At 47.9% G+C, this 25,318-nt stretch carries 18 protein-coding genes; 7 read left to right on the top strand and 11 right to left on the bottom strand.

Annotated features, from left to right (window positions below; all coding sequences use genetic code 11):
* Positions 1 to 32 precede the first annotated feature (32 nt).
* Both OXH00_06965 and OXH00_06960 read left to right on the top strand, forming a co-directional pair.
* The gene (locus OXH00_06965) at positions 33 to 1,385 is read left to right on the top strand and encodes an MFS transporter (GenBank protein ID MCY3740741.1); all 1,353 of its coding nucleotides are present in this window, start codon (positions 33 to 35) and stop codon (positions 1,383 to 1,385) included.
* Between the two features lie 113 nt (positions 1,386 to 1,498).
* Complete coding sequence (locus tag OXH00_06960; GenBank protein MCY3740740.1) at positions 1,499 to 3,607, top strand: nitrate reductase; 2,109 nt, start codon at positions 1,499 to 1,501, stop codon at positions 3,605 to 3,607.
* A gap of 24 nt (positions 3,608 to 3,631) precedes the next feature.
* Here the strand turns inward: OXH00_06960 and OXH00_06955 are convergent, their stop codons facing one another.
* The 6 genes from OXH00_06955 to OXH00_06930 form a co-directional block, all read right to left on the bottom strand.
* Positions 3,632 to 5,227 (bottom strand): AAA-like domain-containing protein, encoded by a 1,596-nt coding sequence (locus OXH00_06955; protein MCY3740739.1) that lies wholly within the window; start codon positions 5,225 to 5,227, stop codon positions 3,632 to 3,634.
* Between the two features lie 285 nt (positions 5,228 to 5,512).
* Positions 5,513 to 6,463: a D-2-hydroxyacid dehydrogenase gene (locus OXH00_06950; protein ID MCY3740738.1), complete on the bottom strand. Its 951-nt coding sequence runs from the start codon at positions 6,461 to 6,463 to the stop codon at positions 5,513 to 5,515.
* A gap of 123 nt (positions 6,464 to 6,586) precedes the next feature.
* On the bottom strand, positions 6,587 to 7,483 hold the full coding sequence (locus OXH00_06945) for an HAD hydrolase-like protein (protein MCY3740737.1): 897 nt from the start codon (positions 7,481 to 7,483) through the stop codon (positions 6,587 to 6,589).
* A 125-nt stretch (positions 7,484 to 7,608) separates the two neighbouring features.
* Complete coding sequence (locus OXH00_06940; protein ID MCY3740736.1) at positions 7,609 to 7,734, bottom strand: hypothetical protein; 126 nt, start codon at positions 7,732 to 7,734, stop codon at positions 7,609 to 7,611.
* The gene (gnd, locus tag OXH00_06935; protein MCY3740735.1) at positions 7,727 to 9,226 is read right to left on the bottom strand and encodes a decarboxylating NADP(+)-dependent phosphogluconate dehydrogenase; all 1,500 of its coding nucleotides are present in this window, start codon (positions 9,224 to 9,226) and stop codon (positions 7,727 to 7,729) included. The genes OXH00_06940 and gnd overlap by 8 nt, the downstream gene beginning before the upstream one ends.
* A gap of 59 nt (positions 9,227 to 9,285) precedes the next feature.
* Positions 9,286 to 11,355 (bottom strand): WD40 repeat domain-containing protein, encoded by a 2,070-nt coding sequence (locus tag OXH00_06930; GenBank protein ID MCY3740734.1) that lies wholly within the window; start codon positions 11,353 to 11,355, stop codon positions 9,286 to 9,288.
* A 352-nt stretch (positions 11,356 to 11,707) separates the two neighbouring features.
* Between OXH00_06930 and OXH00_06925 the strand changes: the two genes are divergently transcribed.
* Both OXH00_06925 and OXH00_06920 read left to right on the top strand, forming a co-directional pair.
* Positions 11,708 to 13,441 (top strand): ABC transporter ATP-binding protein, encoded by a 1,734-nt coding sequence (locus OXH00_06925; protein ID MCY3740733.1) that lies wholly within the window; start codon positions 11,708 to 11,710, stop codon positions 13,439 to 13,441.
* A gap of 70 nt (positions 13,442 to 13,511) precedes the next feature.
* Positions 13,512 to 15,323, top strand: coding sequence for an ABC transporter ATP-binding protein (locus OXH00_06920; protein ID MCY3740732.1), 1,812 nt, complete (start codon positions 13,512 to 13,514; stop codon positions 15,321 to 15,323).
* Positions 15,324 to 15,346: 23 nt separating this feature from the next.
* Here the strand turns inward: OXH00_06920 and OXH00_06915 are convergent, their stop codons facing one another.
* The 5 genes from OXH00_06915 to OXH00_06895 all read right to left on the bottom strand — a co-directional run bounded on the left by OXH00_06915 (position 15,347) and on the right by OXH00_06895 (position 21,716).
* Positions 15,347 to 15,871 carry a hypothetical protein gene (locus OXH00_06915; protein MCY3740731.1) on the bottom strand — a complete coding sequence of 175 codons (525 nt, stop codon included), beginning with the start codon at positions 15,869 to 15,871 and terminating at the stop codon, positions 15,347 to 15,349.
* 88 nt (positions 15,872 to 15,959) lie between these two features.
* Positions 15,960 to 16,820 (bottom strand): hypothetical protein, encoded by an 861-nt coding sequence (locus tag OXH00_06910; GenBank protein ID MCY3740730.1) that lies wholly within the window; start codon positions 16,818 to 16,820, stop codon positions 15,960 to 15,962.
* Positions 16,821 to 16,951: 131 nt separating this feature from the next.
* On the bottom strand, positions 16,952 to 18,880 hold the full coding sequence (locus OXH00_06905; protein ID MCY3740729.1) for a hypothetical protein: 1,929 nt from the start codon (positions 18,878 to 18,880) through the stop codon (positions 16,952 to 16,954).
* A complete protein-coding gene (locus OXH00_06900) occupies positions 18,858 to 19,610 on the bottom strand; it encodes a 4-phosphopantoate--beta-alanine ligase (GenBank protein MCY3740728.1) in 753 nt (250 codons plus the stop codon). Before OXH00_06900 ends, OXH00_06905 begins: the two co-directional genes overlap by 23 nt.
* 177 nt (positions 19,611 to 19,787) lie before the next feature.
* Complete coding sequence (locus tag OXH00_06895; GenBank protein MCY3740727.1) at positions 19,788 to 21,716, bottom strand: hypothetical protein; 1,929 nt, start codon at positions 21,714 to 21,716, stop codon at positions 19,788 to 19,790.
* A gap of 1,135 nt (positions 21,717 to 22,851) precedes the next feature.
* Here OXH00_06895 and OXH00_06890 point away from each other — a divergent pair.
* Genes OXH00_06890 through OXH00_06880 form a run of 3 tightly spaced genes read left to right on the top strand, consistent with a single transcriptional unit; the run spans position 22,852 to position 25,268 of the window.
* Complete coding sequence (locus OXH00_06890) at positions 22,852 to 23,802, top strand: tetratricopeptide repeat protein (GenBank protein ID MCY3740726.1); 951 nt, start codon at positions 22,852 to 22,854, stop codon at positions 23,800 to 23,802.
* Positions 23,803 to 23,840: 38 nt separating this feature from the next.
* Entirely contained in the window at positions 23,841 to 24,332 is a 492-nt protein-coding gene (locus tag OXH00_06885; protein ID MCY3740725.1) for a tetratricopeptide repeat protein, read from the top strand.
* A gap of 15 nt (positions 24,333 to 24,347) precedes the next feature.
* Complete coding sequence (locus OXH00_06880) at positions 24,348 to 25,268, top strand: DUF4268 domain-containing protein (protein ID MCY3740724.1); 921 nt, start codon at positions 24,348 to 24,350, stop codon at positions 25,266 to 25,268.
* Positions 25,269 to 25,318 lie beyond the last annotated feature (50 nt).

The raw sequence follows: 25,318 nt of genomic DNA, 5'->3' as shown, positions 1-25,318 counted from the left end.
AATGAAACTTATCCGCAAGGAAATATAAAATTATGGATATAAAAAATAAAGCAACACGGATAAATCTCTTTAGCTTAAAAACGATCCAGATGCGAACCTTTCATACCACATGGTTCGCGTTCTTCCTCGCATTTTTCGGTTGGTTTGGGATTGCTCCGCTTATGGCGATTGTGCGCGAAGACCTAATGTTAACAAAAACACAGATCGGTAATACGATTATCGCCTCTGTGGCAATTACGGTGCTGGTGCGTGTCTTAATCGGACCGCTCTGCGATAAGATCGGTTCCCGAAAGGCGTATACATGGCTCCTGATCCTCGGTTCGCTGCCTGTCATGGGTATCGGACTCGCTCAGAATTACGAATCGTTTCTGCTGTTCCGACTGGCAATCGGTGCAATCGGTGCGTCGTTCGTCATCACGCAGTATCACACGTCGGTGATGTTCGCACCGAATGTTATCGGCACAGCGAATGCGACGACAGCCGGGTGGGGGAACCTCGGCGGCGGTGTTACGCAGATGGTCATGCCGCTCATTTTTACGGCTATTCTCAGCTTCGGTGTGAGCGAATTCCTCGGATGGCGATTGGCGATGATTGTTCCCGGTATCGCGCTGTTTATCACTGGGTTTGCTTATTACTTCTTGACCCAAGATGCCCCCGATGGAAACTATAAGGAACTCCGTGAACGCGGTGAACTTGAACCTTCAGAGGGCAAAGGCAAGGAATCTTTCATGCTGGCGATTAAAGACTACCGCGTCTGGGCACTTTTCTTTATTTATGCCGCTTGTTTCGGGGTGGAATTAACCATTAACAACGTCGCTGCGCTCTACTATCACGATCAGTTCCACTTGGATGTCAAGACCGCGGGACTCATCGCTGGCTTGTTCGGTTTGATGAATATTTTTGCCCGAAGTCTCGGTGGGTTTTTCTCCGATTTCTTTGCGAAAAGGATGGGACTCCGCGGGCGTGTCATGTTCCTCTTCGTGGGACTGTTAGGTGAAGGGATCCTGTTGATGGTGTTCTCACAAATGGCGGTGCTCGTGCTTGCCGTTGGAACGATGATTGTCTTCAGTCTTTTCGTGCAGATGTCGGAAGGCGCGACGTTTGGAATCGTTCCGTTTATCAATAGAAAGGCGTTAGGAGCCGTAGCCGGTATCGTCGGCGCGGGTGGCAATGCTGGTGCCGTTGCAGCGGGTTTCCTGTTCCGGTCTGAGAGTATCACGATGCAGCAAGGCTTGCTGTATCTCGGTGTAATGGTTGCAGTTGCTTCGTTTGGGACAGTGTTAGTGAGATTCTCGCCCGCAGTCCAAGCTGCAGAGCAAAAGGCGTTTGATGCAGCACTCGCGGAGAGACAACGGCTGAAAACCGAAGCAGGTGCTTTATCCTAAAGTCCATTCCCAAGCCGGTAGGTGCGGTTTTGCGGCGTACTCGCTCAAATGTGATTTGCATTCTAACCGCACCGGAACGAAATAATATGAGATCTTTGACAATGGAGAAACCAGTGCAAAATTCGACGGGAAAAGCGGTATGTCCCTATTGTGGGGTCGGTTGCGTCATCCAAGCAACCGTCCAAGATAATAAAATTACGAGAATCTCAGCAGACGATGATGTCGCTCCTAATTATGGAATGCTCTGTCCAAAAGGCGCGCATCTGAAACAGGTCTTTCAAAATCATGACGGTAGACTCGCGTATCCCATGATTCGGGATCGCCGTGGTGAACCCCCGCGCCAGGTTTCGTGGGACGAGGCGATCGCTTTCACGGCAAATCGGCTTCACGAAATCCGACTGGAGCACGGCAAGGATTCTATTGCGCTCTACGGTTCTGGACAGTTGGATACAGAGACTTCCTACGTGTTCAACAAATTGTTCAAAGGATTTCTCCGCACGAATAACGTAGACACAAATAGTCGGCTCTGTATGTCGTCCGCGGTGGTCGGTTACATGCAGGCGTTCGGTTCAGATGGACCTCCTACCTGCTATGATGATATTCAGCACGCCGATGTTTTCCTGATTATCGGTGCGAACATGGCGGTGAATCATCCCGTGCTCTTCCAGATGATTCGGAAACGGCGGGCAGTTGAGCCAAATACACGGATTATCGCCGTAGATCCGCGCCGCACGAAGACTGCCGATTTCTCAGATATCCATGTGCCGCTCGCGCCCGGGAGTGACGTTGCTTTCCTTCAACTCATTGCCAAGCGTCTCCTTGCCGTCGGACGAGTCAATAGCCGTTTCATCCGCAGAAGTACAGAAAACTTCAGTGCTTATGAGAACCATCTGAAGAGTTTAGACGAAGACGCGCTGCTCGCTGCCTGTGATATTCATCCCGCACGTATTGACGAGATCGTTGAATATCTCTCTAAACCGAGTCGGTTACTCAGTTTCTACTGCCAAGGCACCAATCAGAGCACAAGCGGCGTTGACAAAAATGTCGCCCTCATCAACTTACATCTACAGTTGGGTGAAGTTGGCAAAAGGGGCGCGGGTCCGTTTTCGTTGACGGGACAACCGAATGCGATGGGTGGCAGAGAGGTCGGTTATCTGTCGCACCAACTCCCCGGCTATCGTGTCGTCACTAATGATATGCACCGTGCCTATCTGGAAGGCGCGTGGCGAGTACCACCGGGTAGCATTGATCCGAATCCGGGTTTGACGGCAGTGCCAATGTTTGAGGCGGCGGCTGAGGGTAAGGTTCGCGCACTCTGGATCGCCTGCACGAATCCAGCCGTCAGCATGCCCGATACAAAGGTTTCGCAAGAAGGGTTGCGTCGGGCGGACTTGGTCATCGTGCAGGATTGCTATTACCCGACAGAGACTGCCGAGTATGCGGACGTGCTGCTCCCCGCGGCGCAGTGGGGCGAAAAGCGAGGTACAATGACAAACAGCGAACGGCTCGTCGTCCGCAGCGATCAGTTCCTGACCCCACCCGGTGAAGCGAAGCCGGATTGGTGGATATTCACGCAGGTCGCGAGAGCGATGGGATACAAGCGGAATTTCGACTTCTATACTGCTGAGGAGGTATGGGACGAATATCGGATGCTGACTGCAGGCACACCGTGTGATCAGATGGGAATGACGAATGAACGACTCGCGAAGACATCATTGCGCTGGCCCTGTCCGCATCCACGGCATCCGGGTACGGCGCGCCGATATGTCCGCACGAAGTTTTTTACCGATTCTGGAAAGGCACAGTTCAAAACGCCGGTCTATCAGCCACCCGATGAGGAGGTAAATGAGGCGTTCCCGCTCGGATTGACGACGGGACGGATTGAGAGCCAGTGGCATACCCGCACCCGTACAGGCAAAGTGCCGCAGCTGGTGCGTAAGGATCCGGAACCGTTTGTGGAAATCCATCCGGACGATGCTATAGAGAACAATGTTGAAGACGGTGAATGGGTTTATCTTGTTGGGCGACGTGGAAGGTGTTATGCGAAGGCACGTGTCACAGAGGCGATTCGTCGAGGCTTGCTCTTCACACCGTTCCATTGGGGCGATCTCTTCCATGCAGAAACGAATGCGAATTACGTGACGAATCCTGCGCTCGATCCGGTGTCTAAGCAACCGGAGTTAAAATTCTGCGCCGTGCGGATTGAGGCTGAAGATTCATAGCAGATGGGAGAGAAGGGGCAGCTATCAAGCGTCATCTCTTGAAGGCCGCTCTTGCACCACAGGAATGACGTAGCTCCGAATCGTCAGGCCGTCTATCGCCTCCGTCTCTGTGCGCGGTTCCGGTGCCTCGCGGTGATCGAACACGACGTAGTAACCCCGCACAACGCCTTCTGTTGATAGATACGCCGCGAGTTGTTGCTTCCCTTCGGCATAACCCCTTTCACTTCTCCATATCTTTGTTTCAACGACATATTTTCTCTGGTTGTGGAGAATGATCAGATCCATCCTACCGCGTCCGGTTGGGACTTCCATATACATTGCCCCGTTCACGCTGGTAATGAACTGATCAAGATAGGCAAAGAGCAGGTGCTGTCCGATGAACTCTTGAGGGGTTTCCGGGACTTGCAGGATCCTAAAGCCTGCGCGGGCAATAAAGTCTCGGAAGTTATCCAAGAGCCGTTCCATCTGAATCTGTCCAGTGTCGGTGAGGTACTGAAATCCATCGGTATCTTCGGGGAAGTAATCGCGCTCCAGTCCGTTGACTATCGGTTTGAACGCTTGTATGATACGGTGCAGGTAAATCGGATTGACAATCTCACATCTTCTGTCAGCACCTCTCGCGATGACACCATAAGTAGTGAGTTCATTGATGATGTCATTGTCAGGATTGAATTGCACGCTGTTCTCATAAGAGACGATTTGCATGAGGAGGGTCTCAAAGCGGCGGTCTTTGCGGATATTGGTTAGAAGATGTTCAATATTGGTGTTGCGTTCGTCAAGGAGTTGGGTATGTGCTGTTGCGAAGTGCGCCATCGCAATTACTTCGGTTTTAGGGATGTCCAGTTCCTCTGTGAGTATCTGTGCGTATCGATTGACAAGAAAAGGCTGTCCGCCTGTCTGTGTGTGAATGGATTCAATGACTTCCGGGGCGAAAACTTGTCCAACCTCGGCGGTGTATTGTCCGAAAAGTTCTTGCACTTGGGGAAGCGTAAAATTAGCCAAACCGAATTCATCTTGGATATTGAACGGAGAAACAGAGCGATCGTAGTTAAGTTGTGCGATGCTCTTGACACCAATGATACCAAGACTGTAGGGACATCGAGGTGTCACGTGAGAGATATAAATATGTCGAAACGCGTGTAAAAAACCCTTCAGCGCGGATCGGGGGATACCATCAAATTCGTCGATAATCAGGACGACCTTCGCGTATTTCAAGAGTTCCTGAAGTTGTTCAAAGAACTCCATCATTGACAAATGGGTGGTTATCTGAGCATTATCAAGAAAATGCTTTAAGATTTTGTCAAATCCTTCTCCGCGCCCTTGGAAAATCCGTTCAACTTCCTTGCGAATTTGTTTCGTGAGAGAGTCGTAAAATTCAGAACGCGTGCAGTCTTCATAGGTTTCAAAATTCAGTTGAATGGGAAAGTAAGTTAAGTCTTCAGCAGTGAGGACTTCAACTGCGCGTTGGAAAAAAGTCGTCTTCCCCGTCTGCCGTGGTGCGAAGATGACAATATAACGTCCCTCCTTAACGCGCTTTATGAACTCCGCGAGTTCGTCAGTCCGAGCGACAACATAGTGCTGTTCAGGGTTCACAGGTCCCTGCGTACCAAACCTTCTCATGTCTGTTTCCCTTGTGGTTTTTCAGCCAAAGGTTTGTCTGGCACTTTTCCTTGTTCTTCACAAACCTCGAAGTAGACCTCAAGTGACTTTTGCATCTTTTCCCGTAGTTCAGTTACAGAGGCACCATAAAATGTGATTACGTCCTGTGTATTAATCACTGTTCCATGAAAGGGGTCTATTTCTGGGCAAAATCAACAGCGCCGATATAACTTTTGTATTCGATCATGGCTCTCAAAGCAGTGCCTTGATTTCAAGATCAAGGCACTAAAAAAATGGATATTTCTGCTAAAATCCAAGCTGCTTATTTACAACGTTCTTCAGTTCCTCACCCTTCAGGTACCGTTCCAAGTTATCCAAGAAGAACTCGGTGATACGGCGCATGCGGTGCTGTGAACCACCTGCGGAATGTGGCGAAATGATAACGTTGTCAAAATCCCACAATGGGCTGTCTTCTTGGAGAGGCTCGACCTCAGTTACATCTAAACCAGCCGCAGCGATTTTACCGGCTTGTAGAATCTCAATCAAATCGGGTTCGTTGACGATCGGTCCGCGAGCGACATTAATAAAAAACGCTGTCGGTTGCATCACTGATAGGTTATCCTTATTGATAAGACCCCGTGTCTCTTCAGTCAACGGACACGCAATCATCACGACATCCACTTGACTCATCATGTTTGAGAGTTGATCCATCGGCACCAATTCATCGACGTTATCCGGTTTATCGGTGCGGTAGGCATCGACAGCGATAACGTGCATATCGAACCCTTTTGCGCGTTTTGCCATCTGCATCCCGATGCCACCCATCCCAACGATACCGATCTTGAACCCGTCAATCTCGATCATCGGCATTGTCCTTGCACCGCCCCATTGGTGGTTGTCCTGATTCCGAACGGATTCATGAATACCACGCGCCAAGCCGAGCAGGAGTGCGAACGCTTGGTCAGCAACATGCGTTCCATATAAGCCAGCAGCGTTTGTCAAAAGAACATCACTCTCACGGAGCGCGGGATACATGTGCCGGTCCATGCCTGCACTGGAAGATTGGATCCATTTGATGTTCGGAAAGTGCGGGAAAAGGTCCTCGCTACAGTAGCCGTAGAAGATATCGGCATCTTTGCCTTCCTCAATCAGTGCCTCGCGTGAATCTGGAGCAACGTAGGTGTGTTCATCACCGACGATACTTTCCAATCTCTGGAGGAGTTCACCTTCAACACGTCCTTGAAGTAGAATTTTCATAGATTTCCTTTCGTAATGCGATATAGGTAATTGGAAGCGTGGAAGAATGGAAGAATGGAATGGGTAAGCGAAGGAACGGTTCCTTCCAAATTTCCGTCCTTCTTCCACCGTACCCTCTGATTTTTATTGCCACGGTGGGGTTTCGGGCAACAATTCCTGAAATTTATCAATCAATGCATCCTCATAGGCACCTGCGTATTGTCCATCAAAAAATTTGCCCATCGCTTCATCGAGGAACAGTTGCCACGATGTGTCCTCGGCACCCGGATTAACAGGAAAGAATAGTGCGCCTACATCCTGTGCTGCTTTCAGGTCGCCGGGTGAATCACCGAGCATTAGGACGTGGTTTTCGGGATACCTATCTTTCGTCGTTATCGTGAGGTGTTCCGTTTTCGTCCCCATCTCTTGACCGGCGATCAGCGCGACATAAGTATCAATTTCGTGTTCATCCCATTCACGTTGAAGTGCCTCGTCCGGTGTAGCAGAGACAACGATGACATCTGCTTTGCCTTGAAGTCGCTGCAACGTTTCACGCACGCCGGGAAACGGTGGGAGGTTATAGACGATCTCAGCGACACTTTCGTTCACACCGAGACTCCACGCCATGACTTGGTTCAGTTCGTCGAGCCTCTCACCGGTGGCGTTGTCAATGGCAGTTTGTAGGGCAGGATTACCGAGTTTCGTTTCCGTTTCTGACCATTCGCGTAGGTAGGGCAGTTCCGGCACTACGACACCCATCTTCTGCACGAGCGACATCTCGCGTAAGAAATCGCACACCAACAGGATTGCCTTGAACCGATTCGTGCCACGCGTCTTTGAGTAGAGATTCACAAAATCCCATGCCTGATGCACTTGTCGTGAGATGGATGCCAATCCGAAATGCTTGACGAGGTTCACGCTGAAGCAGTCGTTGTGTTTGACCTCCATGCTGTTGAAAACGCAACCGTCTGAGTCGATGCCGACAAAAAACTCGTGCTGTGGTTCAAAATCGTAGAGTGCTTGTTGGGGTTCTTGAGCCATACATTTTCCTTTCAAAAAACGCTTAGTATCTTGGGCTACGGCACGGCGGGGCGTGCCTGCTACTTTAGAACGCTCAATGGCTACGGCACGGCGGGGCGTGCCTGTTACTTTAGAACGCTCAATGGCTACGGCACGCGGAGCGTGCCTGCTACTTTGGAACGCTCAATGGCTACGGCACGGCGGGGCGTGCCTGCTACTTTGGAACGCTCAATGGCTACGGCACGGCGGAGCATGCCTGCTACTTTACTCAATAACGACTTCTGGACGACCTTCGAGCATCCATTCGGTATGGAAGACCGTCGGCTCGCCGTCTTTTCCGAGAACCGTGTTCCCGTCTGCATCGAGTTTATGATAGGTGTGAGCGCCGAAGTAGTCGCGCATCGCTTGGATGAGATTTGCAGAGAGCCTGCCGCTACGGTAGCTATCGAAATAGGCTAAAGCCGAGCTGAATGCCGGAATCGGGACACCGAGTTGCGTGGCGGTGCCGATGACGTTTCGCCAGTTCGGTTGTGCCGCTTCAATCACGCCTCGGAAATAGGAATCGAGGAGTAGATTCGGGAGTTCCGGGTTGCGTTCAAACGCCTCAGCAATCCGATGTAGGAATTTTGCGCGGATGATACACCCACCACGCCAACCGAGACTGATTTGACCGAGGTCTAAGTTCCACCCGAATTCTTCGCTGGCTTCCCGCATTAAGGCGAAACCTTGGGCATAAGAGCAGATTTTCGCGGCGTAGAGTGCGTCGTGAATCGCTTTTAATGCTTCATCTCGGTCGCCTTGGAATGTTCCCACTGGTCCTTGAATAACCTCTTCCGCTGCAACACGTTCGCTTTTAACAGCAGAGATACAACGTGCAAAAACCGCCTCAGCAATCGTCGGTGCGGAGATGCCGAGATCCAGTGCCGAGATACTTGTCCATTTGCCAGTACCTTTTTGCCCCGCTTGGTCCAACACAACATCCACAAAAGGTGTGCCGCTGCTATCGAGTTGTGTGAAGATGTCAGCGGTGATTTCGATGAGGTAGGAATTCAGTTCGCCGCTGTTCCATTCGCTAAAAACGGCGTGCATCTCGTCCGCGTTCATGCCCAAGACACTTTTCATCAGCGAGTAGGCTTCGCATATCAGTTGCATGTCGCCGTATTCGATGCCATTGTGCACCATCTTGACGTAATGCCCCGCGCCATCGGGTCCGATGTAGGAGCAGCACGGCGTGCCATCTACCTGCGCCGCAATTTTCGTAAAGATCGGCTCTACAAGCGCGTAAGCCTCGGCTGAACCTCCGGGCATCATTGCGGGTCCTTTGAGTGCTCCTTCTTCACCACCGGAGATACCTGTGCCGATAAACAGGATATCCTGTTCAGCCAGCTCGGCGTGTCTGCGGACGGTATCGTTGAAATTAGAGTTCCCGCCGTCAATAATGAGGTCGCCTTTTGAGAGGTGAGGGACCAATAACTCAATAAACGCGTCGACCGGTTCCCCTGCTTTCACCATTAAAATGATTTTCCGAGGTGTATCTAATTTCCCAATGAATTCTGGAATTGAGTGCGCGCCAGTGATATTTTTGCCGTTTGCTGCACCTTCTATGAAAGCGTCTACACGTGAGACAGTCCGGTTAAAGACCGCCACCTCAAAGCCTTTGCTTTCCATGTTCAGTGCGAGGTTTTCGCCCATCACTGCTAATCCGATGAGTCCAATATCTGCCGCCAAATCTATTTTCCTCCTATGATAGTGTGTATTTTTCATATCATACACTGTAGGAGGCAATAATGTCAATAGAAAAATAAAGAAGAAGTGGTTGAGTTTTAAGAATCTATAAAAGGTTTCAAATCCCATAGCAGGGTGGAGCAGTCAAAACTGCCACTCGCCAAAATTGTGCTATCTGGCGAAAATGCAAGCGACTGAATGTCTGTCGGATGTCCCCACAGGGTCGCGATATTCTCACCGCTCGCCACTTCCCATAACCGAATTGCCATCTTCTCCATGCCTTCCTCCCACCAAGTGCCCGATGCCAGATACTTACCACACGGCGAGAATGCCAATGCCCAAGGTGCCCGACTCTCTGGATGTGGTATTGCAAAAAGGGTTGTTAAGGTTTCGGCGTTCCATAAACGGAGTTCGCCGGACAGTCCACCCGCGATCAAGTTACCACACGGTGAAAATGCTATATCCATAAGTGTGTGAGGTTCACCTAATGGCAATGTGGCAATTTCTTCACCGGATTCAACATCCCATAGCCGAGCGATTCTATCATCTGAGCCGCTTACCAGTCGTTTGCCATCTGGCGAGAAGCACACCGACCAAATGTGCTCGGTATGCCCTATGAGCGGTTTTAACCGCGCCTTACGTATGAAATCGTATAGATAGATAGTACCTTCTCTACTTCCAACTGCAAGTAGATCACCTGTCGGTGCGAATGCGATGTTCCATATCAATCGGACCGGATCGGTTTCAGTGAATTCCGCAATCGGTGCATCAGGTTTCTCGGCATCCCAAACTTTGATGTTGTTGTCTTCACTATGGGCAGATAGTATGTTCCCAGAGGGCAACACAGTAAAAGAGGCAATACGCTGATCTTCCAATAATGTTTCCTGAACCTGCTTACTTTCAACATCCCATAACACGATACCGTTCCGATACCCTCTTGTTGCCAGTGTCTTTCCATCCGGTAAAAACATAACCGGATCTGGAAAACAGGCAGATTCACGAAGTGTTGAGAATGTATGTATGTTACCAGGCTGACGCTTTTTGTTCTGTGTAGTGTCGGTACACATGTCAGCAAGAGCCACCTGCGGAAATTCTCTAAACCATGCGGCATCAATACTCCTCGGATGTAGTTCTAGGATCTGTATTTTTTCACGATGTTCCATATTCCAGACTTCAATAGTGTCTTGCCTATCCACAATTGCAAATAACTCCCCATCTGTTGAATAAAATGGCACTGTCCGAGGCGTTTGAAAGTCATTATAAGCCATCTTTTGCGCACCCTTTGCTACGTCCCACACGCGTAAGCTTTCATCTCTACTACTGGATGCGAGGAACTCGCCGCAAGGTGAAAAGATAATAGTATCCATCCAAGCACTTTTCACGCTAAAGTGAGAGATACGTTTACCTGTCGTTATATTCCATACTGAGATGTAGTGATTAATAGGATCGGCATCACCAATGGGATCGTCAGAGGTCACTCCTGCCAGTAGACAACTGTCTTGAGAGAAGTTAAAATTTCCACCCGCAAACTTGAAAATTAACTTGCCTGTCTCAGGGTCCCAGATGTAAGTTTGTGTGCCTTCTGTGCCAAGATTATCTGCAGTCGCAGCGACGTACTGTCCATTTGGGGAGAATTCCAATCCATAAATATCAGCTGATACAACTTCACGTTCACCTCGATCCATCTCTGCGATGCACACACCGCGATGGACATCTAACACTTCAACGATGCCGCTAAAATTCGCGGTGGCGATCCATTTACAATCCGGAGAAAAGTTAATGCGCCAATAGATATTATGTTCTTCCGTCCGCTTCATCTGCGCGAGGCATTCACCACTCTGAATATCCACCACCTTAATGATACCGTCGTAATTGGCGATAGCAATCCACTCACCATCTTGCGAGAAATCGACAGTGGAGATCATTCCGCGCTCTGTTTCCCACAATGCTATAGGCGACTTTGACGACATTTCATACCACCAGAGACCTATACGGGTTTGAACGGCGAAATACACGCCGCCGGGAGGGAGTCCCAGTTTTGGTCCTCCACTGGACAAGGCAATTCCTTTCCCAAGTCGGGCGATTGCGCCTTCTGGTAATGCCCATGTAATTCCTTCGGTGTCACTCGGCACAACATTGAATGGTGCCGGTCTTCGATTTTGTTTCATATTGACTCCTTAATGATAGTTCTTTGTAATAAAGGTTGCATAGATAGATTTCGTTACACCGTATACAGATAATGGTTCATCTATGCACATCTTTGGATGCACCTTCACACACTTCCCAAGAATCTCGAGCGCAGCTCGCTCCTACAGAACATACATTTCCAGAAGTCGCAAGCACAGCTCGATCCTACAGAAAGAGGCTTCTTACTATGACCGAAAACTTGATTAAACACATATCTAACATTTACGTCAAAATATAAAATAATCACGCGCGGTTTACCTGCCCAAAAGGAGTTTCACCATTCGTAGTCTACTCGGTCTTAAGAAGTATGTCATTCGGTACCGGTACGCCATTATATTCAGTTTCTTTCTTGTGGTCGTGACGAATGTGCTTCTCCTGATTAGCCCCCAAATCCTCAAGACGGTTGTTGATGAGTTAGGCCTCGCTTGGAAAAGTGCTTATGATCCGGATTATGTGGGGCCACTCTTTACGATCTCTCCGGAACGCATCCTCTTTTTCGCGCTACTTATCTTTGGGATCGCGCTCTTTGCGGGTATCCTACGCTTCATCCAACGGCGCACCATCCAAGGGGTCGCGCGGCAGATGGAGTTCCACCTCCGTGCCGACTTCTTTCTGCATCTTCAAAAACTCTCGGCAGCGTATTACGATAACGTCCGTACCGGCGACCTGATGACGCGGGCAACCAGCGATCTAAATGCCATCAGAATGGTGCTGAGCAGTGCTGTCATGTATACAGCAGACGCAATCGTATTTTTCGGACTCGCACTCACCATTATGCTTCGTATTGATGTAGGTTTGACCCTTGTCGCACTGCTGCCCTATCCAGTGCTCGCACTCCTGATTCGCTTTCTTGGAAAACGGTTGCATGCACGTTATGAGCGAATCCAAGAGGCGTTCTCAACGTTGAACACCAAAGTGCAGGAGAATTTGTCTGGGGTCCGCGTGGTGAAAGCGTACACACTCGAAGCGAGCGAAATCGAACACTTCCAAGCATTGAACCGAGAGTTTGTTGACCGTAACCACGAACAGATCCGACTGATGACTTTCTTTTTCCCAATCTTCCGCTGTTTGCCAGGGATCGGTATTGTCGTCCTGCTTTGGATGGGTGGGCTCCGGGTCATTGACGGCGAAATGTCGCTCGGCGATTTCGTCGCGTTCCACGCCTATCTCATGATGCTCATCCGTCCGATGATTACGCTCGGCTTCATCGTCAACACCTTTGAACGCGGCGCAGCGTCTATGGGACGCATCCAAGCGATTCTCAATGAGAAGCCTGAAATCTTTGATGGCGAGCAGGTGAAATGGGGGATCAAAGATATTGAAGGTGAGATCGAATTTAGAGACCTTAATTTTGCGTATCCCGATGGAACACCTGTGCTTAAGGGCATTAACCTCAAAATTGAACGCGGTAAGACGCTTGCGATTGTCGGTGGAACGGGGTCTGGGAAATCTACACTTGTCAACCTCATTCCACGCATCCGTCAAGCAGCACGTGGCACCGTCTTTGTCGATGGCGTAGACATTCAGGATATACCGTTAAATGTTCTCCGATCCAGCGTCGGGGTCGTCGAGCAGGAACCGTTCCTTTTCTCTGACTATTTGCAAAATAATATCGCCTACGGTCTCGAAACACCGGACGAGGTACAGATAAAAGACGCAGCGCACACCGCAGATCTCCTTGAACAGATTGAGGAGTTCCCCGATGGGTTAGAAACCTTCCTCGGTGAACGTGGGATGACAATTTCAGGGGGGCAACGCCAACGGACCGCACTCGCTCGCGCGATTATCATTAAACCGAAAATTTTGATCCTTGACGACGCATTCGCAAATGTGGATACCCAAACAGAAGACACGATTCTCAGTCGGCTCACCGAAATTATGAAGGATCGCACGACTATCCTCATTTCACATCGTATCTCTACCGTGAAGGGTGCCGACCACATCGTCGTCCTTGACGAGGGCAGCATTGTTGAGGCAGGCACACACGAACAACTTCTCGAACAGAACGGGATTTATGCCGGTATCTATGAAACACAACTCTTGCAAGAGGAACTTGAGAAACTATAACTTACGCAGCTGCGGGCGCGGTTTGTAAGCGCGCCGAGCAACAACGTGTTATCAAAGGGGAAATCCACCAATGTTTGGCATGGGCAGTGACCTATACGAATATAGCGATGAAGAACAAGACCTCGGAAAAGTCTATGACCGAGTGTTGATGAAGCGACTTCTGGCGTACCTCAAACCGTACAAAGTCCAGCTGCTCATCATCGGATTTCTCATGATCGGGAATACACTCTCGCAATTGGCAGGACCGTTTCTGATGCAACTTGCCATTGACGACTATATTACCCCCGGTACACGAGAAGGCTTAAGTACAATAGCGACGCTTTACGTGTTCTCATTGATGAGTCTGTTCGTGTTCGGGTACTCTGAAGAGTATCGCACACAGATGATCGGGCAACATGTCATGCGCGATCTCCGTCAGGGGCTTTTTTCGCATTTACAACGCTTGGACGTACAGTTTTTTGATAAAAATCCGGTCGGTAGATTGATGACCCGCGTTATGGGCGACGTTCAAGTCCTCAATGAACTCTTTTCCTCCGGTGTGATTACCATCTTCGCGAATCTGCTCCGTATTTGTGGCATTGTCGTGGTGATGCTTCTCTATAATTGGAAGCTCGCACTCGTTACGTTCACGGTGATCCCAATTATTTTCGGCGCGACGCTTGTTTATCAGATCTATTCGCGTCGCGCGTTTCGAGAGCAACGTAAGCAGCTTGCGCGTATCAATGCTTTTCTACAAGAAAACATCGTCGGTATGACGACAATGAAGCTGTTCGCACAAGAACGGCGAAGCCATCTCCGCTTTAACGAGCGCAATCGGCGATACCTCGCTGCCAACCTGAAGAGCATCTTCTATTTTTCGATCTTTCACCCGCTGATAGAGGTGGCGGCATCGCTCGCAACAGCTGTGATTATCTGGTATGGCGGCGGACAAATTATACAAAATGCACTGACGTTTGGCGGGCTGGTGATGTTCATGGGCTACGCGCAACAGTTCTTCTGGCCCATCCGCGAACTGAGCGAAAAATATACCATCTTCCAAAACGCGATGGCGTCCTCGGAACGGATTTTCCAACTCCTCGATACACAACCGTCTATCATTTCTGCAGCACCTAAAACTGGCACCGACAGTCTGAAAGGCGAGATTGAATTCAAAAACGTCTGGTTCGCCTATAACGATGATGATTACGTCTTACGGGATGTCTCGTTCAAGGTGAAACCGGGGGAGAAGGTCGCACTCGTAGGGCATACGGGGGCAGGGAAAACCTCTATCATCAACCTGCTCTGCCGGTTCTATGAGATCAACAAGGGACAGATCTTGATTGACGGGGTAGATATCCGAGAGATGAACTTGGAAGATCTACGAGGCGCGGTTAGTATCGTACAACAGAATATCTTTCTGTTTTCTGACTCTATTGAGCGGAATATCACTTTAGGAGATCCATCGATTTCGTCGGAGCAGGTGAAACGTGCATCGGAAGATGTACATTTGGACAGGTTTGTGCAGAAAATGCCGGAGGTCTACGGCACGGAGATTAAAGAGGATGGGGCTGGGTTATCCGTTGGGCAGAAGCAGTTGGTCGCCTTTGCGCGTGCCTTAGCCTCCGATCCGAGTGTCCTCATCCTTGACGAAGCGACCTCAAGTGTTGACACCGAAACTGAGCTCCTGATTGAAGATGCGGTGAGCCGTCTGATGGAAAATCGCACCTCTGTCGTCATCGCGCACCGGCTTTCAACCATCCAGAATGCGGATAAGATTATCGTCATGCACCGCGGCGAAATCCGGGAGACCGGTACACATAACGAGTTGTTGCAACAGGCTGGTATCTATTATCGGTTGTATCAGTTGCAATATAAGGGGCAGGAGGGTAAAAGAAGTTTGTAGAAGAATAGGCGATACGGACGGTTTCATTCTGTTTCCGGATTGAAAATATCACCCTCTTTGCAATCGTTGCTAATCCATCTATCCCAATCCGCAGAATCTCTTTCTACTCTCATCATGTATTCTATGGTTTTGTTATCTTCTAAAGCTTCTTGAGTTCCATGTGCGGGAGAGGCTTTAAGTTTATCCATTTCTAACATCATTTCTTCATGTGCTAAAACAAACGTGGTTGCTCCATCATCGGAGATTGACTGAATAATGTAATCGCAATCCTGCCACGGTCTAATTTGAAGAATATTAACGGAATTATTCTGATTGTAACCAGAACTTTTATACTCATAGTATCTGCCGTTCTTTTTTAGATCCCCTCTATTCTCATTTTTACTAACTCTTTCACAATCATGCTTTTTTATGAAATAGTTTTCCCACAAAGGACTCCTTGATTGTGTGGACAGAACGCTGCTTATTTTGTAAAAATCCTCTTCAGAAATAACTTGTTCTTCAATGGTTAAATCAATTAATTGATGCCGAATACTTGCTACGCTATTCATCACGATTCTACTGCTATCTATATTGTCTAATATGAAGCTTATCGTTTCATTTAATTCTTTCCTGTTCATAGCATTTAACATGTTCAACCTAAAGGAGATCAAACAAGCTCCCTTGGTTTTCTTCAGTTCTATTCGGCTCATGGCATTTTATATATTGTTCCAAAAATTCAAATTTTGTTAGCCAATACACACCACCGTTTGCACAAGAATTGCCACTCCAATCAACAGCTTTGATTCTGGCTATTAAATCTTCCACTGGAATTTTCGATTTAAGGAAGTAGCCTCGGTTGTTTGGTGTCGGCGTTTTGGTAATTCTTTTTGGGGAAGCACCAAATACAAATATGTCAAAATCCTCTTTATTGGAGAATTTAAAATCATTCGTTTCTGTGTAGGCATTCGGATTAACTCTTAGATCTTTTCCTTCTGATTTATCAAAAATGAAGAAACTTGCAGGCACATGGTATGCCTCCCCTTCCAGTGTAAAACAATCCCTTCCTAATTCAGTGATAGAGACTATTCTCCAATCATAAGGCAATATTTTTTGCCGTGTATGTTTTCTATAAACATCTGGTAAAATAAAAGCGATTGTTTGGACATTATTAAATGAGAGAGCATGAGATATAAATTTTGAAGATAGTTTCTGATATTGACCAAATGGCGGATTCCCTATAACCAATACGTACTTGTACATTTCACTAATATTATAATTGAACCAGTCACCTTTGATAATCTCATCATGTTGCGGATCGATATCAATTCCTATTTTGGTCTCATGTTCTATATTTTTGTAGAAAGCACCATCCCCTGCAGACGGTTCTATCACGCAATCATATCTGTAAGGTAATTTATTTACTTCATCTAAACACCTTTTGACGACTGCCTGTTTAGTGTAGAATTTATCAAGGATTCTATTGTGGTTTTTATATTCTTTTCTCCAAACGTGAGCCATTCTCGTATCTCCTTTAGAGCCGTCTTTTTCGAGTTTGACTGATTCGCCTATACTACACTACTATATAGCATACCATACAGACACTTAAAATGCTAATTTTTTGTGGATGATTTAGAGGAGATATTAACGCCTCAATGCCAGACAATATAAGTCGGCATTTGCAGCACCAACCCGATGAGACTCCATACACATCCAAGCGTATAATCCCCCAAGATCAGTCCCAGAAAGAACGGCACGGCTTGCCGATAGAGTTTCACACCGCCAATCTTCAGCACAACTGCCTTTGCTAACCAACTCAAAAATATCGGAAACCACAAGCCACCCATCCCTGTCCCGCTTACGAGTACATAGCCACCTGGATGCAGGGGCCACCACAGGAATCGGATCTTCATAATCATCAGGAATATCGTAAACAGGAAACTGCTGCCGATAACGCCGAGTTCCGGTACGCTCGTCTCGCGTGGACTAACAAGCCACGTTTGCAGGCGGTTGAACGTCTCCCATCCCATATAGACGATCCAGCCACGTGCTTTGCTCCCCGCACCCATATCGTAGAGGACATGCAGGTATGCCCAGAACGTTATCAGGATACCGAACACAATCGCCAGTATCATCCCAATAAGCAATTGTCGGTACCCGATGCGACTCCGCTCTGCCAAACGAAATGCCTCTAACTCACTCGGTGTCGGATGTGCGCGGAAACAGCGGACAAACGGATAGAGAAACGTTAGTCCCGTCAGGTTGCCTGCACCGAGTCGGCGTGTTCCGAGTGCAAGCACCATCGTCCGCCCGGGGTCAACAAAAATGAGTTGATGCAGTGGCGGTCCGATTTCGGCACGGATACGGGTAATGCCGATAACCAATGGGAAATAGAAGAGAAAAAAGAGTCCGATTGCCCAGAAGGTCATCCCCATTTGATAACAGAAGAAGAACAGAAACAGCATCCCGACAGTAAACAGTCCTGCCGCAGTGCGATAGCGCATCGGTTCACGGGAATCGTCGGGTGCGGCTTCACCTCTGCGTTGTGCGATGCCGAATACCTTCCGAATAATGCGTCCGTAGTGTTTCCGTCCCATCCATAACGGAATACACCCGAACGCTATCCACGCACCTGTCTGCTGTTCGAGATGATAGATATTCCGCGCCCCGAACGCATCTGTCACAATCAGTTGGATGCGACTGAGAAGCCAGAAGAACCAGCACGAAAACGAGAGGTCCAGTGGTGTGAAAAACATCAACCCGATACTGAATGGATAAAAGGAGATATGTATCGGGCCCATCGCACTCCACGGTCTTGAGCTGAATTGCCCGATGGTTTTGCCTTTGATGGGTAGCGCGGGTACATCAGGAAACAGATAGTTCAAACCATTCAGTAATTCTGCGCTGCCCGCGAGTGCGAATCCGAGCCACATCCACGGTGAAGTAAAGAAACGTTTCGGGTTGCTCGTCAATGCCAACGGAAGTTGCACAATTGGGTAATTCAGGCGTTCGTTTTCTGTCCACTGCTTACGGAGAAAGACAGTTACGGCTAACAACGTCAGCCAGAGCGCGATGACAAAACTTGACCAAGATAACACCGGTGGTATCCATGCGTTTAGGGTGGTAGAGGTGTAGAGTGTAGAATCTCCGTTGTAGAAGCCGTCCAAGATACGCGGGCTTTTGACGGCGATCCACGTCGGGATATGATGTCCAAAAAGTGGGATCCATTCGTTTTCTGGCGATGCGAATTGGAAAGTGTGCGCGAGGACGGGGATGAGGTACCCCATCATGGTATGCCCACTGATCGTTGTCAGCATCACGACCATGACATAGATGGTTTGCAAGTCGGCTTGGGACATCGCCAGCCGCGGCATGAATCGCTGTAGCAATAGGTTGGCAAGCACGAAGACGAGGAGCGTGAAAACCGCATTGAAGAACAGCGAGGCAATCGTCAGCTGCGTAGAGTGCCATACCTCCGTCCCCATCAGGCACCAGTAACTATTAAAAGCGACGAGAACCAACCCAATCAGCAGAATATGCGGTTTGACGAGATTGATTTTACTGTTTCCGTTGGTTTCCATTCCCGCTCCTGCTGATGTACTGTAGTGCTTGCTGTAAAACCGCTGTGTTGCTGTATCTTTTCAGAAGGTCTTGTGCTGTAGCATCACTTGACAGTTCCCGAATCTTTTCGCATAACAGTGGCAATGCCCGCACAACGTTATCCACAATCGTGATGCTCGCCTGCTTCGCGGTGCGCGACATCGGGTTCAGGTCAACGGTCACGACATCTTTACCCATCTTTCGGAGTGCCTCACATCGGTCGCCGTCCTCAAGCGGCACAAAGACGACATCCGCTTTAAAGATGCCCTCTGGATGCACGAACTTCCGGTTGGAGTCGATATAGGAGAGTTGCGCATCGGTTGTCGGCATCAGTACATCTGGCGCGCCGTGCTTTAGGAGGTACGCTCGGATTTTCTGTTCCCGTCCCGTTTCCGTATGGAAGATGTTCACCTCTAACGGCGCGTTCAGGACCTGCCCCAGTTCGATGAGTCTGTCCGGTGCTAACGCTGCCACATTCCCGTTGACGGAGATGACGGGGTGTTCTGCCAGACAGAGCATCGCTGCCGCAGCGTGAATTGCCTCAATCGCAAACGGTTGTGTCGCCTCTCCGAGAAGGTAGTCAAAAGCCTCCCCGCGTCCATGCGCGATGAGTCCGTGGATAGAGGTAATCCCTTGTTCTACGCCTGCAACGATGGTATCTCTGAGTGTGAGTGAAAGGTATCGGGGATGTGTTTTCGGAACGTCGCTCAATTGGGTAGCACCTCAGCAGAAGTTTCCGTCTATTATACCGCCTTTTACATAAGTTTGCAAGGGTGGATGTGTTTCACTTCAGAAACATTCAGTTATCCCAATCAAGGTCCTTTCGCTATAGGATTCTCACTGTGAGGCAAACTGACAACTGACAACTGATAACTGACAACTAAATCCTCAATGCCACACAATATAGGTCGGTATTTCCAGCACCAACCCGATGAGGCTCCAGACACATCCGAGCGTATAATCGCCTAAGATTAGTCCCAGAAAGAACGGGATGGCTTGTCGGTAGAGTTTCACGCCGCCAATCTTTAGCACGATCGCCTTCGCCAGCCAACCGAGGAAAATAGTGAACCACAACCGTCCCATTCCCGTGCCGCTGACTAACACGTAACCGGCAGGATGTAGGGGCCACCACAGGAACCGTATTTTCATGACCATCAGGAATATCGTGAAGAGGAAACTGCTACCGATAACGCCGAGTTCCGGTACGCTCGTCTCCCGTGGACTGACAAGCCACGTTTGCAGGCGGTTGAACGTTTCCCACCCCATATACACAATCCAGCCGCGTGCTTTGCTTCCTGCACCCATATCGTAGAGGACGTGTAGATATGCCCAAAACGTTATCAGGATACCGAATACAATCGCCAATATCATCCCGATAAGGAGTTGCCGATACCCGATGTTCGTCCGTTCTGCGAGACGGAACGCCTCCAGTTCACTTGGTGTCGGGTGCGCGCGGAAACAGCGGACAAACGGATAGAGGAACGTCAGTCCCATTAGATTACCTGTGCCTAAACGGCGTGTGCCTAACGCCAATACCATCGTCCGCCCCGGATCTACAAGGACGAGTTGATGCAGGGGCGGCCCAATTTCGGCGCGGATACGCGTGATACCGAGAATCATCGGAAAGTAGAAAAGAAAAAAGAGTCCAATCGCCCAGAACGTCATCCCCATTTGAAAGCAGAAGAAGAAAAGGAATATCAACCCTACAGTGAACAGTCCGGCAGCCGTGCGGTAACGCATCGGTTCACCGGAATCGTCAGGCGGTGGTTCGCCACGGCGTTGCGTGATCCCGAATACCTTCCGAATGATGCGTCCATAGTGCCGTCGTCCCATCCACAACGGGATGCATCCGAACGCGATCCAAGCACCCGTCTGCTGTTCGAGGTTATAGATATTGCGTGCGCCAAACATATCTGTCACGACCATCTGAAGGCGGGTCAGGAGCCAGAAGAACCAGCACGAAAACGAGAGATCCAGCGGTGTGAAGAACATCAACCCGATGCTAAACGGATAGAAGGAGATGCGAATCTGTCCCATCGCACTCCACGGTTTTGAACTGAATTGTCCAAGCGATTTATTTCTAATCGGTAAGGAAGGGATCTCTGGAAACAGGAAACTCAGTCCATTTAGCAGTTCCGCACTCCCCGCAAGTGCGAATCCGAGCCACATCCACGGTGAAGTAAAAAAACGTTTCGGGTTGCTCGTCAATGCCAGCGGGAGTTGAACGATCGGATAATTCAGGCGTTCATTTTCTGTCCATTGCTTACGGAGGAAGATCGTTACGGCTAATAACGTCAGCCAGAGCGCAATCACAAAACTCGACCAAGATAGCACCGGCGGTATCCATGCGTTTAAAGTGGCGGAATTATAGAGGGTAGAATCTCCGTTGTAGAACCCGTCTACGATACGCGGGCTTTTGACGGCGATCCAACTCGGGATGCTGTTCCCAAAGAGCGATAGCCACTCATTTTCGGGGGTTGCGAACTGAAATGTATGCGCGAGGACAGGGATGAGGTACCCCATCATTGTATGTCCGCTGATGGTTGATACCATCACGACCATGACATAAATGGTTTGCAAATCTGCTTCGGACATCGCCAGCCGCGGCATGAATCGCTGGAAGAGTAGATTGACAAGCACGAAAACGAGGAGGGTGAAAACGGCATTAAAGAACAGCGAGGCGATTGTCAACTGCGTGGAGTGCCATACCTCTGTCCCCATCAGGCACCAGTAGCTATTAAAAGCGACGAGTACCAACCCAATCAGTAGAATATGCGGTTTGACGAGGTTCTGTTTCCTGTTTCCGTTGGTTTCCATTCCCATTCCTGCTGAAGCCCAAATTTGCGTCTATTATACAGTGTTTCGGGTAACTTTGCAAGCGGGGATGTGTTGCCGTGATCCTGCGAATGGGGCTGGGTTATTCAGACTTGAAAAAGAAGATTCAAAAATTGAGAAAATCCGATAATTTATCTAAAATTACCTAAACGTTAACTTTTTTCAACCGTTGTTTCTTCTTGATCTTGGGGTGTAAAATCTGGGGATTTTATGAACATTTCGTGAACATGCCATGAAAAATCATGAACAATTGCGAAATGTTCATTTTTTATATTTGCAGGGTGACAGCCTCTGAAGTGAGCCATAGACTACGTTCGTTTCGATAATTTGTCTCTCATGCGATGCTGCTTTGTTCATGATTGTTCATGAAATTGTTCACGATGCTTATAGGTGAATTTGTAAGGCTTTCACACCACTGGTTACATAGGTTTGTGGGGTTCTAAAATTCTATATTTTCGGAATTTTTGTGAACAATTGGGCAATATTTTTTTCAGTGAACTTTGCTTTGAGGTGCTATAAAGCCAATGGATACAAGGCATGATGGCACACGATGATGTTGGTTCATTTTTACATTGTTCACGAAATGTGATTTTACCTCATTTTTTATTGTTAACTTACTGTTAATTCTGAAGGTGGTTTTGTAGGCTTAGATTTTGTTGAAAAGAGTCGTTAATACAATATATATGATAACATATTTAATCTAAAAAGTCAAATTTATTCTTCTGATCAGAACCATTCAGCTCTCGGTTTTTTAGTCCAATTTTGAACCCCCCAAGCCCGGTAGGTGCGGTTTTGCGGTGTACACACCCAAATTTGGTTTCCCACACGCGGAAACCGAATTTTGCTTTCCAGTGAGAATGCTTTACATTTGCGATCTGCGTTCCTAACCGGACCGGATCCTGAAAAAAGACGAGAAACTCTATAATTTCTTAAAACTGAATGACTCTGTTCTTGTGATCTCTTTTCCTTGAAATTTTTTGTAAATCGATGTATAATTTGCATGGTACTTAACAGGATAGAAGGTAGAGGTTTAGCGTTGTCGGCAAGCATACTTCTATCGAAACATTCAATATGAACTAAGGAATTCTTAAACACAACACAGGACTTAGAAAAACAGGTGTCACTTAAATCCACACAACCCTCCACTCAGGAATCTGTTGATGTTGCGCCCTGCCCAGATAGTACCACACAGTGGCTTATCGGTTTGCTAAATCTATTAGTAGGTATTGTGAATCGGAATGAAGACCTTAGCCTCCTCACGGTAACAGAAACCGAGTACCAACAACTTTTAGCAGTGCTGGAGGATTTAATCTATGGTATTGGTGAAGACGAGGATCACCCCTTGTCGGAAACAATGGCATTGGTCGGTATGCTTATTAAAGCGTATGAGGATGCCCACTTTCCAAAGTTAGCAGATCTCTATCCTGAATTGGCAAAGAAAATAAAGGTTGAATTGGCTAGTGAAGGTCCTAACTGTAGTGCTTCTACGTTAGAGCAAACTGAAACAGATCTTGCTGCTACAGTTTTCTTCTCGGTTGGCTTCATCCTTTCAGAAGCAGGCAAGGTAGAAGAGACTATTTGTGCCTACGATTTGGCACTCCGCCTGAAATCAGATTATGCCGAGGCTTATAATAATCGTGGTGCCTCTAAAAAAGCCTTAGGTCTATATAAGGAAGCTGTTGCAGACTTTGATAAAACGATTCACCTAAATCCGAATTTAGCCGAGCCTTACACGAACCGGGGAACTGTGATGCTAGAATTGGGTCAGTATAAGAAAGCCATCGCAGACCATGATAAAGCGATTGCTCTTAAACCGGATTATGCAGGGGCCTATTCTAATCGAGGTATTGTGAAAAGCGAGATTGGTAAACATAAGGAAGCCGTTGCTGATCATGATAAAGCAATTGAACTAGACCCTGACAACACTGATGCCTACTACAATCGGGGCAATGCAAAAAGTAGGATAGGTCAACTTGAGGCTGCCATTAAGGACTATGATAAGGCGATTAGCGGTAAAAAGAATGATGCAGAGGTGTATGTCAATCGGGAGCTGCCAAGGCTGATTTAGGTCAACTTGAGGCCGCCATTGAAGACTATGATAAAGCAATTGATCTTAATCCAACTTTAGCTAAAGCCTACGCGAATAGAGGAAATGTGAATGCAAGGCTTGGTCAGTATAACGAAACCTTTGCCGATTACGATAAAGCCATCCACCTAAGCCCAAAATTTGCCGAGATCCGCTACAGTCGCGGAATTGCCAAGATGATATTCAGTCAATATGATGCTGCTATTACGGACTTTAATAACGCTATCCATTTAAACCCAAACTACATTGATGCTTACTATAACCGCGGGGCTGCGAAGGGCATTCTTAAACAACACGAAGCTGCTATCACCGACTTTGATGAAGTTATTCGCATAGATCCAGATTATGTTGATGCTTACTACAATCGAGGAAATGCGAAGTATGCTCTTGGTAGATGTGAGGAAGCAAAATCGGATTCTCAGATCGCTTTGGAACTCTCGGAACAGCAAGGTAAAGAGGATCTCAAAGCCGATGTAGAACAACTGCTTCAAGAACTTAATAAAGAAAAATAGAGGAAATACCGAATTATGCCTGAGCTTGGTAACCTTAAATCTATTGACTTACGCCACATCTGGCCCCGCGAGGATGAAGACTTCACACCGTGGCTGTTTAAGGAGGAAAACCTAACCCGACTAGCTGATGTTTTGAATATGAAATTTGACCCTTTAGAGAAAGAAATGGAGGTAGGGCAATTTTATGCGGATATTGTATGCTGTAACACAGCTGATAATTCACATGTAGTTATTGAAAATCAGTTAGGAGAAACTGACCATGATCACCTTGGTAAAGTATTGGCTTATGCGGCTGAATTGGGTGCGGTTACGGTCATCTGGATTGCAGCAGAATTCACGAATGAACATCGCAACACCTTTGACTGGCTGAATGAAAATATGGATGAACGATTTCAATTTTTTGCCGTGAAACTTGAGTTAATTCAGATTGATGATTCGCGTCCAGCACCAAAATTCACTATTATTGCCAAACCCAAAAATTGGGTCCCTCCAGTAATAGAGGGTGATTGGCGCGTGCGGTTCCGGTCCAAATTTCGTGAATATTTGACTGAAGAGGTGAACAGTCCGATTGCGGCTAATATTTTTCAATCTGGTAACCCGTTCTATTTGGGTTTTGACATTGGTGTTTCTACAGACCAAATTTGGATAGCAGCATGGCTAGATCCAAGACAGAGACAGATTGCTGCTAATCTCCATCTGTCCGGTGTAGCCAAAGAGCACTTTTCTACGCTGAAAGCCCATCTGGACAATCACCAATCTGGATTTGATGGAGAATTTAAATGGTGGAAATCCTCTCGCAATGTACCTTATAGGCTGGGCTTTTACAACAACGTAGATTGGATGAATGAGGAAGACTGGCGCGATCAATTTGAATGGCTTCGTTTGAATCTTGAAAGGTTAGATGAGGTTTTCCGACCGCGGGTAGCCAACCTTTAATTAAACCGAATTATTCAGATGCTATGCAAATTTTGCCCCGAACACGATTA

It is taken from the genome of Candidatus Poribacteria bacterium, from assembly GCA_026706025.1.
In the GTDB taxonomy this organism is placed as follows: domain Bacteria; phylum Poribacteria; class WGA-4E; order WGA-4E; family WGA-3G; genus WGA-3G.
Note: the sequence above shows the minus strand (reverse complement) of the source record. Positions and strands in the feature narration are given on the sequence as shown.